Here is a 15,991-nt window from a genome sequence, read left to right as displayed (position 1 = left end):
CGGGTACTTCCTCTCGTCGGCGTAACGGGCGTGTCAACGGGCGGCGGTTTGGGTCCCCTGGGCGACGGTCCGGGTCTCCCGGATCGTCGGCTCTGCCAGGGAGTAACGCGCGATCGCCGGGCGGGCTACGACCAGCGGATCCTCGGCCGGCTCGACAGTGATCAGCTTCAGGGCACGCAGCGCGTCCAACGCGGTGGCGACCAACTCGACCTCGGCGCCCGGATCGGTGGCGTGTTTACGCCAGTACGACCGGTGCGCCCGGGCCAGCTCGCGGGTGTGCCGGTGCAGCTCGCTGACCCGCAGGCCGCCCGCGCTCGCCGCACCTGCCGTGCCGGCCGCCGCGATCCGCTCCGCCAACAGCAGCGTCAGGTGGCTCTGCATCCCCTCGGCCGGCATCCGGACGTCGGTCAGCTCGTCGGCCGGGTCCACCATCGCGACCCCTTCGGCCCGTACCTCGCCGACCAGCCCGGTCAGTTGGGTGATCCGGTTCAGGATGGCGTATCGCTGGCTGGTCAGATAGGCCAGCTCGGCCTCGGTCAGCTCGTCGTAGTAGACGACCGGCTGTTCGAGCAGCAGCCGGGTGAGCCGGTGCCGCAGCGCCCGGTTGCGGGCATCCTCGACATCGGGCACCACCTCGACGGTCAGCGCCGCCAACCGGCCGTCCGGCGCCACGTCACCGATCATCGACGGGCCGCGGCTGCTGGCCAGCAGGCCGGCGATCACCCGCCGGTCCACGTCGTAGAGCACGTCACCGCTGGTGCCGAGGTACGCGTCCTCGTGGCCGGCCACCCGACGCAGCACCCCCCAGTGCAGCAGCAGCCGGACCACCGCCACCATGTCGGCCCGCCGTTCCCGCCGGTCCAGGGCGAACGTGAACCCGGTGGCGGCCAGCGCCGGATCGGCGGCGGCCAGCACCACGTCCTCGGCCAGCCGGCCCAGGGTGATCTGCCCGTCGGCGCGTTCCAGCGCGGCCAGGGCGAGGCAGGTCAACACGTACCGTTGCCGGGAGAACGGGGTCCTGGCCTTCGGGTCCCGAGCCGGGTGGGTCTGGTCCTGTGGGTCGGCGGTCAGCTTCATCAGCCGGATCGTCTGGGCGTCGGCGACCAGCCGCCACCCGGTCTCCCGGTCGAACCACTCGCGCAGCTCTGCGGCGTACGTGCGGACCAGCCGGAACTCGCCGTCCGGGGTCAGCCCGGCGACCAGCAGCGGGCGGGCGAGCAGCAGCCGGGCGGCCCGCTGCAGGCGGCCCGAGGAGTCGCCCTCGGCAGGGCCGCGCGCCCTCACCCGGCCACCCCGACCGCCGCGAGATCGGCTCCGGCAGAGACCAGACCGGCCGAGACCAGGTCGGCTCCGGTCGGAGTCAGGTCGGTGATGTCGACCAGATGTTCCGGCCCGGTGAGCACCCCGTCGGCGGTGACGATCCGCACCGGCGGCGCCCCGTCGACGCGGACCAGGCGTACCCGTAGCGTGCCGTCGGAAGTGGTGGTGGTCACCTCCGTGGCGTCCGGCCGCCGGGCCGCCAGCGCGTCGCCCAGCAGATGGAGAAAGAGCCGGAACTCGGCGGTGTCCAGTTCACCGAGGCGCGACAGTGGGACGGGCCCATCGGTGGCCAACGCCGCTCGGGCGCGGGCCGTCTGGGCCGTCTCCCGCTCGGCACGTTCGGCCAACTGCCGCCGCTGCGCGGATCGGTCCAGCACCCGGCTCGGCGAGCCGCGCCGCTCGTACGATCCGGTCTTGCGCAGTCGAGGGCTGATCTCCAGCCGGGGTGCCTGGGCCCACGACGTCGACGCCGGCACCGGTCGCTGCTCGGCCGCAGCCAGGGTCTCCCCGGTGACGGTCAGGTGCCGCACCGGCGACAGGCCGAACGCGGTGTGCCACAGCCGGTGCGCGGCCTCGTCGTCGGGGGCCTGCGCGAACCACAGCGCCAGCGACCGGAAGTCGGCCGACCGGTCCGACCGGCCGGCCCGGCGTTCGTTGATCGACGCCACCGCGCCGAGCAGCTGCCGGATCGCGCCGATGGCGGCGGTACGCAGCAGCCGTGCCTGGGACTGCCGGCTGGCGTCGCCGCTGACGAACCAGTCCCGCAGCCCGTCCCAGCGTTGCTGCCAGACCACCCGCGCCTGATGCAGTGCCCGGTCGTCGGCGTCCTCGCCGGGTGCGGCGTCGACGGCCTCCCGGCGGGCCACGATCTCCAGCAGCGGGCGTACCCCGGTCGCCTCGATCCGGTGGGCCAGGTTGGCGATCTCCGCGCCCCGGTTGGCGAGATCGGCGATGAACCGTTCGAGGTACGCGATCAGCTGTTCCTTGTACGCGAGGAAGGCCGCCACATCCGCGTCGGCGAAGTCGACGGCCCGCCGCAGCGACGCCATGAACGCCTGCGCGTTGTCGGCCAGCCCGGTGAACCGGTCGACCAGGCTCAGCATCAGCAGGTGGGTCTTCGCCGGGTCGGGAGCGGACCCGGCGGCGGCCTCGGCGGCGATGCCCAGCAGGGCGCGCAGCTGGTCGGCGATGTCGGACAGCGCCACCGACTGCAGGGCGCCGCGTCGGCCGATCGCCTCCTCGTACGTGGCGATGGCCTGCTCGGCGGCGTGGCCGTGCGCGCTCAACTGGTAGAGGTAGCGAGCGCGGTGAAAGTCTTCTACGGTGGTGACCCGCCCGGTGTCCGGGTCGGCCCGCAGGTTGCCCCACTCGGCGAGCTGGGCCAGCGCCGCCGCGACGGCCTCCAGCGACGCCCCGGGGCCGATCTCCGCCAGGACGTCCTCCGGCCGCAGATGCACGGTGAACCGACGTTTCGCCCGGACGAAGGCGTCCAGCACGTCCCGGTACAGGGTGACGTTCTGCGCCTGCAGGTGCGCGAACGGCTGGACGGCCGGTGAGGTACCGGTGGACATCCCGCCATCATCGCAGACCCGGATCGGACCACGACGCACAGCGGGCTCGTGGTTGCCGCGCCGGATGCTGCAGCGCGGAACGCGCTCGCCGGCCCGGTGGTGGAGGTGACCAGCCCTCGACGAGGGCTGCCGGAGCATCCTGGCCGCTGCCCGATCGCGGCCTTCGGCTACCGAGACACCTGCGGCACCAGGTCAAGCAGCACGAACCGAACTGCCTCACCCCACGGCAGCGGGCCGACGGCTGCCTGCCCACCTGCGTGGACCGGCCGATGTCGAAGGTCACCCGCGGACATCGCGGGCCTGTGACCGGGCGACCCGACCGACCGATCTGATGTCGCTGGTCGACTGCGCGGTCAGCTACGACGCCCTCCATGCCGGGCACAGCACGGACGGTCGGACGCAGGCCAACCCGATGGTCGAGTGCCCGACCGTACGGGACCGGCTGCCGGCCGTACCGGCGCAGGCAGCGGCCGAGGTCGACCAGAATCTGAACCTGCTCGACCGGCAGATCGCCGAGGCCAACGAACGGTTGTTGACCACAGCCGGCGAGGGCGGCCCGAACTTCGCCCAGAACGCGATCGTGGGGACGCTGCGGGACAAGCGGCTGACCGCCCTCGAACGGATCGAGATCGCGACCGGCCGGCACGCGGCGCGGCCGACCGGGCTGACCCGGCTGGCGTCCTGCACCTTGCTCGGGCCGGGCAGCGGCGACAACAGCGGATCCGGTGACAACGGCAGTGATGGGGGCGACAAACGGTGGGGCCGGCGTCGTAGCCGACGGCCCGGACGCTGAACCGTCGGCGCTGCCCGTCCCCGCCGCCCGCCGCGCCGGTCCCCCTCTGGTGACCGGGCTGGTCCAGCCCGGTCACCAGAAAGGCGGAGTCACCGACAGGACCGGGAGATCACCAGGGGATGCTGCCGTCGTCGTTGACGAACGTGCCGGTCGGGCCGCCGTCGGGCAGGGTGGCCAGCCGGATCGGGGTGGCAGCGGCCTCCTGGACCGGACGCCCGACACCGCCGGTGAAGTCGGTGGCGACCAGCCCCGGACAGGCCGTGTTGATCAGGAAGTCGGTGCCGGCGAGTTGCCGCACGTAGTGCACGGTGATCGCGTTGAGGTACGTCTTCGTCGGCGAGTAGGCCGCCATGATCGGGCCGACGTTGATCTCCGGGTCGGACTGCCAGGTCAGTGAGCCGACGCTGCTGGAGATGTTGACGATGCGCGGCGACGGCGACCGGCGCAGCAGCGGCAGCATCGCGTTGGTCACGCGGATCACGCCGTACACGTTGGTGTCGACAACCTGGCGGACCACGTCGAGGTCGAGCGTGGTCGGGTCCTGCTCCCACCCCGGCCCGGTCTCGCCGGCGATGCCGGCGTTGTTGACCAGGACGTCAAGTCCTCCAGCGGTGCGTTCGATCAGCTGCGCGGCCTCGGTGACGCTGCGGTCGTCGGTGACGTCCAGCGGTACGGCGAACGCGTCGACGCCGGCGGCGTACAGCGTCTTGACGGCCGCTTCGCCGCGGGCGGCGTCGCGCGCTCCCACCGCCACCCGGTAGCCCTTCGCGCCGAGCCCTGCGGCGATCTCGTAGCCGAGTCCCTTGTTCGCGCCGGTGACCAGCGCGGTCTTCGTTCCGGTCGTAGCCTTCGTTTCGGTCATGACGCCGATGGTGGCGCGGCGGTAGCCGCCGTCGTTACACCAGTTGAGTTCCGCTGTCATACCCGGCGGGTATCACCGACGTATCGTTGTCGGCGTGGAGACGCTGGAGACCCGTGAGCTGCGGTACTTCGTCACGGTCGCCGAGGAGCTGCACTTCAGCCGGGCGGCCGAACGGCTCGGCATCGCCCAGCCGCCGCTGTCCCGGGCGATCGCCCAGCTCGAACGCCGCCTCGGCGTCACCCTGCTCGACCGCGACCGCCGAAGAGTGGCACTCACCGACGCCGGTCAGGTGCTGCTCGACGAGGCCCGCGTCATCCTGGCCGCCACCGCGGCGGCGGCCCGGCGTACCCGCCGCGCCGCCGCCGGCGCGAACCGGCTGACCCTGGTCACCAAGGCCGGCGCGGGCCACGAACTGCTGCAGAAGCTGCTCGACGCGCACGCCGTCGAGCCGGACGCGGCCGAGATCGACGTGCTGCTGTGCGGCATGGGCGACCAGGCGCGGATGCTGCGCGACGGCCGCGCCGACGCCGCCCTGATGCAGCGGCCGTTCGACTCGCTCACCGGCTTCGACACTGAGGATCTGCTGACCGAGCAGCAGGTCGCGATCCTCCCGGCCGGGCATCCGCTCGCCACCCGTACGTCGTTGACCATGGCCGACATCGGCGACGTGCCGGGGCTGCCGGTCGCCCGCTGGCCGCGCCCCGACGGTACGTACGAACCCGGACCCGGGCCGGAGATCCACGACCAGTCGCAGCTGGCCCAGCTGATCGCCCTCGGGCACACCATGGCCGTGCTGTGCGCCTCGTCCCGGTCGTGGCTGTGGAGCGCGCACACGGCAGTGCCGCTGACCGACGCGCCGCACGTCACCACCGTGCTCGCCTGGCTGCCGGACAACCGCTCCCGTGCCGTCGCCGGGCTCGTCCGGACCGCCACCCAGCTGTGATCAGCCGTAGCTGACCAGGACCGTGCCGAGCGCGGCGGCGTTCCACAGCGCGTGGGCCACCATGGGCGCGGTCAGCCGGCGGGTGGCCAGGAACAGCCCGGTGTAGACCAGACCGGCGACGGTGATGGACAGCCCGTCCAGCGCGCTGGCCGGCAGGTGCAGCACGCCGAACAGGACCACCGAGACGACCGCCGCCACCCACAGCGCCACCCGGGGGCGGGCGGACCGCTGCGGGATCGCCCCGAGCAGGAACCCGCGGAAGTACAGCTCCTCGGCGATGCCGCCGCCGACGATCCCCAGGAAGAGGGTGGCGGTCAACGCGGCCGGCCCGGCGGCGGACATGCGCAGGATCTCCTGGACCTCGGGGTTGGCTTCGCCGCCGGCCGCCGGCATCAGCACCCCGAACTCCAGTAGCAGGCGGGGTGGAACGGTGGCCACCGCGATCAGCATGTCCCGCCGCCAGTGCCGCGAGGTCAGGCCGAGATTTCGGCGGGTCAGCCCGTGGCGGCGTAACCACCAGGCGATGAGGGCGGTTTCCTCGTCTACCTAATATGCGGCATACCACACTCCTCGCGACCAGAAACTGGGTGACGCTGCCCCACCGATGACAGCAGACCGCCGGGCGAGCACCTCAGGCACTCGGTCGTGTGTGACGACCCAGTTGGCAGCCGTAGGCGACATGAGTCTGAGCAGCCGGACGATCGTCTCGCGGTCGGCAGCCAGGTGCCGGCGGTGGATCGGCGAAGTCCGCCGTCGGTACCGACCCTGGCCGAGCCCGCACTGAGTTCACCGACAGCGGCGACCTCGATTCTTTACATCAATGTCGCCGAATCATCACCGTACGGACGGGTGGCCGTCGGTCCGCGGGGGTTGCGTTACGTCAACACCCTCGAGCTGAACAGGAGCCCGATCGACGTGCCTTCCTCCCGTCGTACCTTGCTCGCCGGTGGTGTCGCCGGCGCCGCTGGCGTCGGCCTCGCCGTCGCCGGTGGCCTTCCGTCGCTGGCCCAGGCCCACCCCGGCCGAAGCCACCCGCCGAGAGGCGGCGGCCACGTACCGTTCCCGCCGCTGGTGGACGACCCCGCCGGCATCCTCGCCCTGCCGGAGGGGTTCCGCTACACCGTGGTCACCCGCACCGGCGTCACCCGGCTCGACCGCGGCCAGGGCCTGACCCCGGCCGAGCACGACGGCATGGCCGTCTTCGATGCCGGACGCGGCCGGTACACCTTGATCCAGAACCACGAGCTCGGCCCGGGGGCCGAGTTCGGCGTACCGCACGTCGCGGGCACCGTCTACGACCCGGGCGCGGTCGACGCCGGCGGCTGCACGGTGATCAGGACCGACCGGGCGGGCCGCAACCTCGGCGAGTTCGTCGCCATCTCCGGCACCGTCGACAACTGCGCGGGCGGGCCGACCCCGTGGGGGACCTGGCTGACCTGCGAGGAGACCGACGACCGGGCCGGCGACGAGTGGGACGAGGACGGCCGCACCGGCACGTACCAGAAGGACCACGGCTACGTCTTCGAGGTCCGGGCCGACGGCCGCGCCGACCCGACGCCGATCAAATGCCTGGGCCGGTACGCCCACGAGGCGCTGGCGGTCGACGCCGACCGTACGAAGATCTACCTGTCCGAGGACGCCAGCGGGCCGAACGGTCTGTTCTACCGGTGGACCGCGCCGCGCCGCGTCAAGCTCGGCCCCGGCGTGCTGACCCGGCTCGCCCCGGACGCCGGCACCCTCGCCGCGATGCAGATCATCATGGACGACGGCTCGGTGCTGCCGGACGTCGCCTACCTGACCTCCGCCCAGCTGGGCCGCCCGTTCCCCGTACGGTGGATCGAGGTGCCGGAACGCGACGCCCGGACCACTCCCCTGCGCGAGCAGTTCGCCGACGGTCAGGTCACTCGGGGCCGCAAGTTCGAAGGTGTGTGGGGCACCGACCAGGGCGTGTACGTGGTCAACTCGTACGCCTGGGAGGACGGTGACCTGCCGGCGGACGCCGCCCCGCACGACGGCATGGTCTGGTTCTACGACTACCGGGCCGAGACCATCCAGCTGGTCACGTACTTCCCGCACCAGACCTCGTCGGAGGAGGGTACGCCGGCGAGGTACAGCGATCTGACCTTCGACGGTCCGGACAACGTGACCGTCACCCCGTGGGGCAGCCTGGTGCTGGCCGAGGACGGCTCGGGCGCGTCCCACGTGCTCAGCTCGGTCCCGGGCGGCCCGACCTACGCGATCGCCCGCAACCAGCTCAACGACTCGGAGTTCTGCGGGCCGGTCTTCACCGACGACGGCAAGGTGCTCTTCGTCAACATGCAGGACCCCGGTCTCACCCTGGCCATCACCGGCCCGTGGGAGAAGTACCTGGGCTGACCCGATCGCTCTGCACGGCGGGTGGGACCGACCGGTCCCACCCGCCGCTGGTCAGTGACGCCGTGGGCCGCCCCTTGAGATCAGGCCGCCGCCGGCAGACGACGGGTACCCCGGCGGACAACGTCAGGTCTCGCCGTCGCGGATGATCTGCCGGACCCGCTCCCGGCTGTAGCCGGTGGCCGCCACGATGTCCACCTGGCGCACACCGTCCCGATCGGCGGCCCTGATCGCTTCGGCCAGATCGGCACGTGCCCGGTCCACCTTCACCCGGGCCTCGGCCACGAGGCGGGCGGCCCGTTCTTCAGCACGAGGCACCGCAGCTTGCGCCGTGCGCAACTTTCGTACCGCCGCCTCCAGGTCCGCCACTTGGCCATTTCAGCAGGTCAGACACTAGGCCAACTCACGTATCCGCAGAGTAGGCCAACTTGAATACTTGACGTTTGGCCAAACTAAGGTTGTGATAGTTGGCATTCGGAGACGGTGGGTCCTGATCGGCACTCCCGGTACTGACCCGCCCCAACCAGGGAGGTCCGATGTCTGAGATCCAAACGAGCGGCGTACTGGTGGTCGGCCCGCGTCCACTGCCCGAGCACAGCCGGGTCAGGGTGTGGATGGAAGCAGGATCGGGCGGGGGCCATGAGGTCACCGTTCGGACCGAGCACCTGACGCTGTCCGACCGCGACAGCGGCCAGGGCTCCCGCGCCATCTACGAACTTCGCACTATTGACCGTCGGGGCTGACCCGAACACCCCGACACGGACGACGCCCTCGACCGCAGCCGAGGGCTTCGAATTTGCTCCGGGTTGGTGTTTCTCGGGTTGGGGCGGGGAACCCAAGATGCCTCCGCAGGCTTGATGCCACAGGTGCATCAAGCCCAACCGGCCCCCCACCCAGGAGGGTTACCGTGCGCTCAAGAACAGTGATGCAAAGTAGCCGACGGGTTCGAGAAGCGATGCCCAGTTCCGTCGTTGTGCGGAACCCATGGGGTCAGCGGCGGCCGACGGTGAGGACGGGTTTGGTGACCTCGGCGTAAAAATCGTTGCCCTTGTCGTCGACGACGATGAACGCCGGGAAGTCCTCCACCTCGATCTTCCAGATCGCTTCCATGCCCAGCTCCGGGTATTCCAGAACCTCGACGTGCCGGATGCAGTCCTGCGCCAGCCGGGCCGCCGGGCCGCCGATCGAGCCGAGGTAGAAGCCGCCGTGCGTACCGCAGGAGCGGGTGACCTGCGCGGACCGGTTGCCCTTGGCGAGCATGACGTGCGAGCCGCCGGCAGCCTGGAACTTCTCCACGTACGCGTCCATCCGCCCGGCCGTGGTCGGGCCGAACGAGCCGGACGCGTACCCCTCCGGGGTCTTCGCCGGGCCGGCGTAGTAGACGGCGTGGTCGCGCAGGTACTGCGGCATCGGCTCACCGGCGTCCAGCCGTTCGGCGATCTTCGCGTGCGCGATGTCGCGGGCGACGACCAGCGGGCCGGTCAGCGACAGCCGGGTCTTCACCGGGTACTTCGACAGCTCAGCGCGGATCTCGGCCATCGGCCGGTTCAGGTCGACCCGGACCGCGTCGGCGTCGACGGACTGATCGGCGGCGAGGGTTTCGTCGGTGACGTCGGGCAGGAAGCGGGCCGGGTCGGTCTCCAGCTTCTCCAGCCACACCCCACTCGGGGTGATCTTGGCGACGGCCTGCCGGTCGGCGGAGCAGGAGACGGCGATCGCCACCGGGCAGGAGGCGCCGTGCCGGGGCAGCCGGACCACCCGTACGTCGTGGCAGAAGTAGCGGCCGCCGAACTGCGCGCCGATGCCGAACTGCCGGGTCAGTTCGAGGACCTGCGCCTCCAGCTCGACGTCGCGGAAGCCGTGCGCGCCGATGCTGCCGCTGGTCGGCAGGTTGTCCAGGTACTTGGCGCTGGCGTACTTGGCGGTCTTGAGCGCGAACTCAGCCGACGTGCCGCCGACGACGATCGCCAGGTGGTACGGCGGGCAGGCGGACGTACCGATCAGCCGCAGCTTCTCCTCCAGGAACTTCATCATCCTGGTCGGGTTCAGCAGCGCCTTGGTTTCCTGGTAGAGGTACGACTTGTTGGCCGAGCCGCCGCCCTTGGCCATGAACAGGAACTTGTACGCGTCCGGCTGTCCGCCCGGATCCTCGGCGTACAGCTCGATCTGGGCCGGCAGGTTGGACCCGGTGTTGCGCTCCTCCCACATGGTGATCGGCGCGAGCTGCGAGTAGCGCAGGTTCAGTTTGGTGTACGCCTCGTACACGCCCCGGGCGATGGCCCGCTCGTCGGTGCCGTCGGTGAGCACGTGCCGGCCGCGTTTGCCCATCACGATCGCGGTGCCGGTGTCCTGGCACATCGGCAGCACCCCGCCGGCGGCGATGTTGGCGTTGCGCAGCAGGTCGAGGGCGACGAACCGGTCGTTGGGTGATGCGGCCGGGTCGTCGAGGATCGCCCGCAGCTGGGCCAGGTGCGCCGGGCGCAGGTAGTGAGCGATGTCATGCATCGCCTCGGCGGTCAACGCGGTCAGCACCGCCGGCTCGATGGTGAGGAACCGTCGCCCGCCCGGCCCGTGCACGACGTCGACGCCTTCGTCGCTGATCAGGCGGTATTCCGTCAGGTCGTCGCCGGTCGGTAGCAGCGGGGTGTGGGAGAACGGGGCGGCACTGCTCATGACCGGCAAGCCTAGGCCAGAGGTGACCCGACTTCCCAACCCCCGGGTGGGTCAGCCCTTGGCCGGGCAGTCCTCCTGCTTGGCGCCGCCGCAGGTAAGGCCGGGGTCGGGGCCGCCGGGATCGGCGGGGTCGTCCGGGCCGCCGGCCGGCGGGGTGGCGGCGGCGCCGGCGAACCGGACGTAGCCGATCTCCCGGCCGTCGCCGATGACCATGCCGCGCGGTCCGACGGCCAGCACCTCCGCCGAGGTACGCAGGTTGACCAGCTCGGTGCCGGTGGCCGGGTCGAGGGCGACGACCCGGTCCGGTTTGCGGTCGACGACCAGGGCCGCGTGCCGGGTGAGGGCCAGCTGCGCGTCCGGGTGCATCGGGCGGGTCCACCGGGGTGTCGGGGTGGGCAGCACGTACGCCTGGAGGGTCTCGCCGTCGGCGGAGCGGGTCAGCGCGTACCGGTCGTCTACGGCGCGTAGCTCCTGCCCGGCGGCGCCGGTCCACAGCACCCGCCCGTCGTAGGCGTCGATGACGGTCTCCCGCATGTCGGGGGCGATGCCGGCGAGGACGTTGGCGCCGCCGGTCGGGTTGTCCCGCTGGGCGCAGCCGATCCGGTCGGCGGTGCGCAGGTTGATCCCGGTTCGCTGCCACACGGGCAGGTCGGTCACCGGGTCGATGCCCCGCGCGGTGTAGTAGCAGGCACCGTCGCGTGGGGTGGCGACCAGGCTGAACACCCGGCCGGCGAAGACCACGATCCGTTCGTGCCGGTCCTCTTCCAGCTCCTGCAGGACCTGCCCGGTGCGGGTCTCGACGACGTGGATCTTGCCGTCGATCGGGAAGCCGAGCACGGTCGGCATGGTCTGCGGGCCGCCGGCGTCGTCGGCGACGTCGGCGGCGGTCAACGGCCGGCTGGTGGCCAGTTTCGGGTTGTCGGCGAACAGTACGAAGCCCATGCCGGGCAGCTGAGCGGTCCACCGTGGAGTTTTGCCGCGCGGGTCCCAGGCGGTCAGCGTGCAGTCGCGTGGGCCGGCGCAGCGTACGTCTAGCAGCGCGTCGCGGTAGGTCCAGACGGCGATGGCGGCGTCGTCGGCGCGCAGCACGGCACCGGTGGCCGGGTTGAGCACCTGGTAGCCGTCGGTGAGCAGCTCGCCGGTGGCGACCACCTGATCCGATCCGTCACCGGCGACCGCCGCCCAGTCGGCCTTGTGTTCCCAGACCTGGTTGCCGGAGGTGATGCTGCGTCCTTCGACCTTGAGCCGGTGCTCGACGATGACGGCGCGCTCGGTGATGGTGACGGCGCGCGGCGTACCACCGACCCGCTGTTGCCAGGTGACGTCCGGGTCGGCCAGTGGCTGGCTGCGGTTGACCCAGTCCCACAGGCCGGGGAACGGGTTCCAGACGCCGGTGGCGGCGAGCACGATGACCACGACGAGCGCGAAGGCCAGGTAGCACTTCACGCACGGCGCGCTCCCCTTCGCCATCGGGCCACCGTAGCCGGGCCTGACCAGCAGAACAGCCGGCCGACCGAAATGCGGCTTTTAGGCGTGTCGGGGGACATTCATGCGTGGTACCCGGAGTTGTCGCCACAGCAGCAGCGTGGCGACCAGCGACAGCGCCCCGAAACCGGCCATCACCAGCCCCGGCGTGACCCACTCGGCGACCAGCCCGGCCGCCCCGGCGGCCAGCCCCTGCCCGGTCATCATCCCCATGTGGGACAACCCGAACGCCTGGCCGCGCCGGTCCGCCGGCACCGCGTCCAGGAACCGCCGGGCCAACCCCAGATGGTACGAGAACCCGAACGTCGCCGCCCCGAACAGCACCGCCGCCACCAGCAGCCCGAGATCGGCCACGAAGGCCAGCATCGGCACCCCGAGCAGCAGCGCCAGCCACGGGGTCAACGACTCCCGCCGGGCCGGCGCCACCCAGCGCCCGACCACCAGGTCACCGAGCAGCATCCCGCCGGCGCCGGCCATGAACAGCGCCCCGGCGGCAGCCTCGCCACCCGCGTATGGCACCACCACCCCTTCCGCGCCGACCAGCAGCGCGCCTGGCAGCCAGGTGGCCAGCAGCAGACCGCGTACCGGCGGGTCGGCGAGCAGCCGCCGGTTCACCCGCCAGGTCTCGCGAACCGCGCCACCGGTCGCGGCGGCCCCCACCACCCGGGCCGGCCGGTCGGACAACCCGAACCGGATCAGCACCGCCGAGGTCAGGCAGGTCACCGCGGTGGCCCAGAGCGCGCCGTACGGCCCGAGCAGGCCGATCAGCGCGCCACCGACGGCGAACCCGAGGACCTGGGTGGCCCCGGCGGTGATGGTGAACAACGCCCGGCCCAGCACGTACCGGTCGCCGGCCAGCAGATCCGGCAGCAGCGCGGTACGGGCCGCCGCCGCCACCGGCGACACCAGCCCGACGGTGAACACCAACGCCAGCGCGCCGACCGGCGGCAGCACCCCGATCGCCAGCACCACCACCGTGACCACCCGGATCAGGTCGTAGCCGACCATCACCGCCCGGGGCCGCCAGCGGTCGGCGTACGCCAGCAGGAACATCCCACCGACCACGCTGGGCAGGAATCCGGCGACGTAGGCCAGCGCGGCCAACAGCGGCGAGTTCGTCCGCTGGTAGACCAGCACGGACAGGGCGAGCATCTTCACCGTCTCGCCGATCATGAAGATGCCGTAGCTGGCGAAGAGCGCCCGGAACTCGCCGACCGCGAACAGGTCCCGGAAGGTGGCCCGGTCGATCGGCGGTGCGCTGGTGGTGGTGGTGGTGGGAGTGGTCACCGTCGAAGCATGCCGCCGGTACGCCGACCGGCGGTAACCTTTCGGCGCAGGGCGAAAAGTCGCGGGAGGTGGACAGCGGCCGGATGCGGATCGAGGTGAGCCCGGCCGACGTCGCGGCCAGCCGGTTTGCGATCTCCCCGCTGGGCGAGACGATGACCGCGCTGTGCTTGTTGGCCGGGGTCCAGACCGCCGGACCGCTGCTGCCCTGGGTGCACCGGCACCGCGACCGGTACGCCGCGTTGCGCCGCACCCGGCCGGGCATCGCCGCGATCACGGCGCTGTACCCACCGCAACGGCTACAACGCCGACTTCGTCCAGCCGCCGCCGGACGGGGTCGGGCTGACCTTCGCCGACCAGCTCGCCGTGGTCCGCCGTACCCCGAACGACCGGGCCCGGGACGAGATCCCCCGCACCCCGACCGTGTTCGGTGCGCTGAGCCTGCACCTCGATCCACCGTGGCCGTACGCGATCGGCTACCGGGCGCGCGGCGTCGCCGGCCTGTTCGGCCTGCCGAGCGCCGACCGGGCCGCCGACGGGCTGGACCGGCTGACCGGGTCGGGGCGGGCTGCCGTGCTGCGGGCGCTCGCCGTGCCGGCCACCACCAGCCAGCTGGCCGCCCAGCTCGGCGTGGCGGTGGGCACCGTCGGCGGGCAGCTCGCGGTGCTGCGGGAGGCCGGTCTGGTGCGCCGGACCCGCACCGGCCGCGAGGTCCGCTACGAGCGGACCGCGCTGGGCGCTGCGCTCAGCGCCGACCCGTGACGTCAGCCGCCGCCTGCACCAACGGCAGGACGCGGTACGGGATCTGCTCGGCCAGGGCGATGATCGTTGACGCCCGGCGGATCCCGTCGTACGCCAGGATCTGGTCCAGCACCCGCTGCAGGTCGGCGTTAGACCTGGCCACGATCCGGCACATCAGATCACCGGAGCCGCTGATGGTGTGCGCCTCCAGCACCTCCGGGATGGCGCGCAGGTGCTCGGCGACCGGGTCGTGCCCGTGCCGCTGGCCGATCTCCAGGGTGACGAACGACGTCACCACGAAACCGATCGCGGCCGGTGACACCTGCGGGGCGAAGCCGTTGATCACCCCTCGGTCGATCAGCTTGTCGAGCCGGGCCTGCACGGTGCCGCGGGCCACCCGCAGCCGCCGGGAGCATTCCAGCACCCCGATCCGCGGCTCGGTGGTCAGTAGGGCGATCAGCTCAGCGTCCAGCTGATCGAGCTGGACATTCTGTTCAGTGTCCATGGGCCTCGACCCTACCGAGTGGTCAGCCTGCCCAGCCGTTGACGAGGCGGTTGCCCAGTGGGGATGAATCGCCCATCCTGCCGTTACCGGCCATGGCGACCCGATCGGCCGGCCCCAAGGGAGGACGATCATGACCTACCTGACCGATTCCCGCGACGCCACCTCCACCGCGACCGGTGACACCGCCACGACCGGTGACACCGCCACGACCGGTGACACCGCCACGACCGGTGACACCGCCGCCACCGTTGCCGCTGAGAGCCGCGACCCGTTCCCGGTGCACGACGTCGACCACCTGACCTTCCTGGTCGGCAACGCCAAGCAGGCGGCGCACTTCTACTCCACCGCGTTCGGCATGACCTGCGTCGCCTACCGGGGCCCGGAGCAGGGTTTCCGCGACCACGCCGAGTACGTGTTGACCAGCGGCGCCGCCCGGTTCGTGCTGCGTGGGGCGGGGCACGCCGACGCCTCAGCCGCCGCGCACGTCGCCCGACACAGCGACGGGGTGGCCGACATCGCGCTCGCCGTACCGGACGTGGACGCCGCGTACGCGCACGCCCTGGCACAGGGCGCGACCGGGCTGGCCGCCCCGGCCGACCTCACCGACAGCGCCGGCACCGTACGGATGGCCAGCATCGCCGCGTACGGCGACACCCGGCACACCCTGGTCGACCGGTCCGGCTACGACGGCCCGTTCCTGCCCGGCTTCGTGGCCCGGCCACCGATCGTCGACCGTACGCCGTTGGTCGACGCCGGCCTGCAGCCGAAGCGGTTCTTCCAGGCGGTCGACCACGTGGTCGGCAACGTCGAGCTGGGCCGGATGGACGAGTGGGTGGCGTTCTACCAGCGGGTGATGGGCTTCACCAACATGGCCGAGTTCATCGGTGACGACATCGCCACCGACTACTCGGCGTTGATGAGCAAGGTCGTCGCCAACGGCAGCCGCAAGGTGAAGTTCCCGCTCAACGAGCCGGCGGTGGCCCGCCGCCGCTCGCAGATCGACGAGTACCTGGAGTTCTACGGCGGGCCGGGGGTGCAGCACATCGCATTGGCCACCAACGACATCCTGGCGTCGGTGGACGCGATGCGGGCCGCCGGGGTGGAGTTCCTGGACACCCCGGACTCGTACTACGACGACCCCGCGCTGCGGGCCCGCATCGGTGAGGTCCGCGCCCCGATCGAGCAGTTGAAGGCCCGCCGGATCCTGGTCGACCGGGACGAGGACGGCTACCTGCTGCAAATCTTCACCAAGCCGGTGCAGGACCGGCCGACGGTCTTCTTCGAGCTGATCGAACGGCACGGGTCACTCGGCTTCGGCAAGGGCAACTTCAAGGCGCTGTTCGAGGCGATCGAACGGGAGCAGGAGAGCCGGGGCAACCTCTGAACCCGAACCGGCGACCCAGGAACTCGGATGGGCGGCCGGTGGACCGTCGACAGGCTG

The 15,991-nt window shown here is 71.7% G+C and carries 14 protein-coding genes and 1 pseudogene; 6 read left to right on the top strand and 9 right to left on the bottom strand.

The features are described 5' to 3' along the window. Positions 1-33: 33 nt before the first annotated feature. Positions 34-1,284, bottom strand: coding sequence for a TIGR02678 family protein (locus ACFHWS_RS08610; protein WP_416567954.1), 1,251 nt, complete (start codon positions 1,282-1,284; stop codon positions 34-36). After that, entirely contained in the window at positions 1,281-2,891 is a 1,611-nt protein-coding gene (locus tag ACFHWS_RS08605) for a TIGR02677 family protein (RefSeq protein ID WP_416567953.1), read from the bottom strand. The genes ACFHWS_RS08610 and ACFHWS_RS08605 overlap by 4 nt, the downstream gene beginning before the upstream one ends. 331 nt (positions 2,892-3,222) lie before the next feature. Between ACFHWS_RS08605 and ACFHWS_RS08600 the strand changes: the two genes are divergently transcribed. Then, on the top strand, positions 3,223-3,684 hold the full coding sequence (locus tag ACFHWS_RS08600; protein ID WP_416567952.1) for a hypothetical protein: 462 nt from the start codon (positions 3,223-3,225) through the stop codon (positions 3,682-3,684). A gap of 109 nt (positions 3,685-3,793) precedes the next feature. On the opposite strand, the gene ACFHWS_RS08595 is transcribed toward ACFHWS_RS08600, so the two are convergent. Further along, positions 3,794-4,546 carry an SDR family oxidoreductase gene (locus ACFHWS_RS08595; RefSeq protein WP_416567951.1) on the bottom strand — a complete coding sequence of 251 codons (753 nt, stop codon included), beginning with the start codon at positions 4,544-4,546 and terminating at the stop codon, positions 3,794-3,796. 103 nt (positions 4,547-4,649) lie between these two features. On the opposite strand from ACFHWS_RS08595, the gene ACFHWS_RS08590 reads away from it, so the two are divergent. Continuing rightward, positions 4,650-5,489 carry a LysR family transcriptional regulator gene (locus ACFHWS_RS08590; protein ID WP_416567963.1) on the top strand — a complete coding sequence of 280 codons (840 nt, stop codon included), beginning with the start codon at positions 4,650-4,652 and terminating at the stop codon, positions 5,487-5,489. Here ACFHWS_RS08590 and ACFHWS_RS08585 read toward each other — a convergent pair whose 3' ends face one another. After that, positions 5,490-5,927, bottom strand: coding sequence for a CPBP family intramembrane glutamic endopeptidase (locus tag ACFHWS_RS08585; protein ID WP_416567950.1), 438 nt, complete (start codon positions 5,925-5,927; stop codon positions 5,490-5,492). A 477-nt stretch (positions 5,928-6,404) separates the two neighbouring features. Between ACFHWS_RS08585 and ACFHWS_RS08580 the strand changes: the two genes are divergently transcribed. Next, entirely contained in the window at positions 6,405-7,865 is a 1,461-nt protein-coding gene (locus ACFHWS_RS08580) for an alkaline phosphatase PhoX (RefSeq protein ID WP_416551981.1), read from the top strand. Positions 7,866-7,988: 123 nt separating this feature from the next. Here the strand turns inward: ACFHWS_RS08580 and ACFHWS_RS08575 are convergent, their stop codons facing one another. Continuing rightward, a complete protein-coding gene (locus ACFHWS_RS08575; protein ID WP_289208252.1) occupies positions 7,989-8,180 on the bottom strand; it encodes a hypothetical protein in 192 nt (63 codons plus the stop codon). 218 nt (positions 8,181-8,398) lie between these two features. Between ACFHWS_RS08575 and ACFHWS_RS08570 the strand changes: the two genes are divergently transcribed. Further along, positions 8,399-8,605 (top strand): hypothetical protein, encoded by a 207-nt coding sequence (locus ACFHWS_RS08570; protein WP_416551982.1) that lies wholly within the window; start codon positions 8,399-8,401, stop codon positions 8,603-8,605. Positions 8,606-8,852: 247 nt separating this feature from the next. On the opposite strand, the gene ACFHWS_RS08565 is transcribed toward ACFHWS_RS08570, so the two are convergent. From ACFHWS_RS08565 to ACFHWS_RS08555, 3 genes are read right to left on the bottom strand one after another with little or no spacing between them, the layout of a single operon-like run. Next, on the bottom strand, positions 8,853-10,535 hold the full coding sequence (locus ACFHWS_RS08565) for a fumarate hydratase (protein ID WP_416551983.1): 1,683 nt from the start codon (positions 10,533-10,535) through the stop codon (positions 8,853-8,855). A gap of 51 nt (positions 10,536-10,586) precedes the next feature. Further along, on the bottom strand, positions 10,587-12,005 hold the full coding sequence (locus tag ACFHWS_RS08560; protein WP_416551984.1) for a hypothetical protein: 1,419 nt from the start codon (positions 12,003-12,005) through the stop codon (positions 10,587-10,589). A 57-nt stretch (positions 12,006-12,062) separates the two neighbouring features. Next, the gene (locus ACFHWS_RS08555; RefSeq protein WP_416551985.1) at positions 12,063-13,307 is read right to left on the bottom strand and encodes an MFS transporter; all 1,245 of its coding nucleotides are present in this window, start codon (positions 13,305-13,307) and stop codon (positions 12,063-12,065) included. An 83-nt stretch (positions 13,308-13,390) separates the two neighbouring features. Here ACFHWS_RS08555 and ACFHWS_RS08550 point away from each other — a divergent pair. Next, positions 13,391-14,066 (top strand): annotated as a pseudogene (locus ACFHWS_RS08550) (ArsR/SmtB family transcription factor). Here the strand turns inward: ACFHWS_RS08550 and ACFHWS_RS08545 are convergent. Next, a complete protein-coding gene (locus tag ACFHWS_RS08545; protein ID WP_416551987.1) occupies positions 14,050-14,550 on the bottom strand; it encodes an Lrp/AsnC family transcriptional regulator in 501 nt (166 codons plus the stop codon). The pseudogene ACFHWS_RS08550 and the gene ACFHWS_RS08545 overlap by 17 nt on opposite strands. 130 nt (positions 14,551-14,680) lie before the next feature. Here ACFHWS_RS08545 and hppD point away from each other — a divergent pair, with 130 nt between their 5' ends. Further along, complete coding sequence (gene hppD / locus ACFHWS_RS08540; RefSeq protein WP_416567949.1) at positions 14,681-15,934, top strand: 4-hydroxyphenylpyruvate dioxygenase; 1,254 nt, start codon at positions 14,681-14,683, stop codon at positions 15,932-15,934. Positions 15,935-15,991 lie beyond the last annotated feature (57 nt).

This window comes from Micromonospora sp. LOL_013 (assembly GCF_048060315.1).
Lineage (GTDB): Bacteria > Actinomycetota > Actinomycetes > Mycobacteriales > Micromonosporaceae > Micromonospora_E.
Note: the sequence above shows the minus strand (reverse complement) of the source record. Positions and strands in the feature narration are given on the sequence as shown.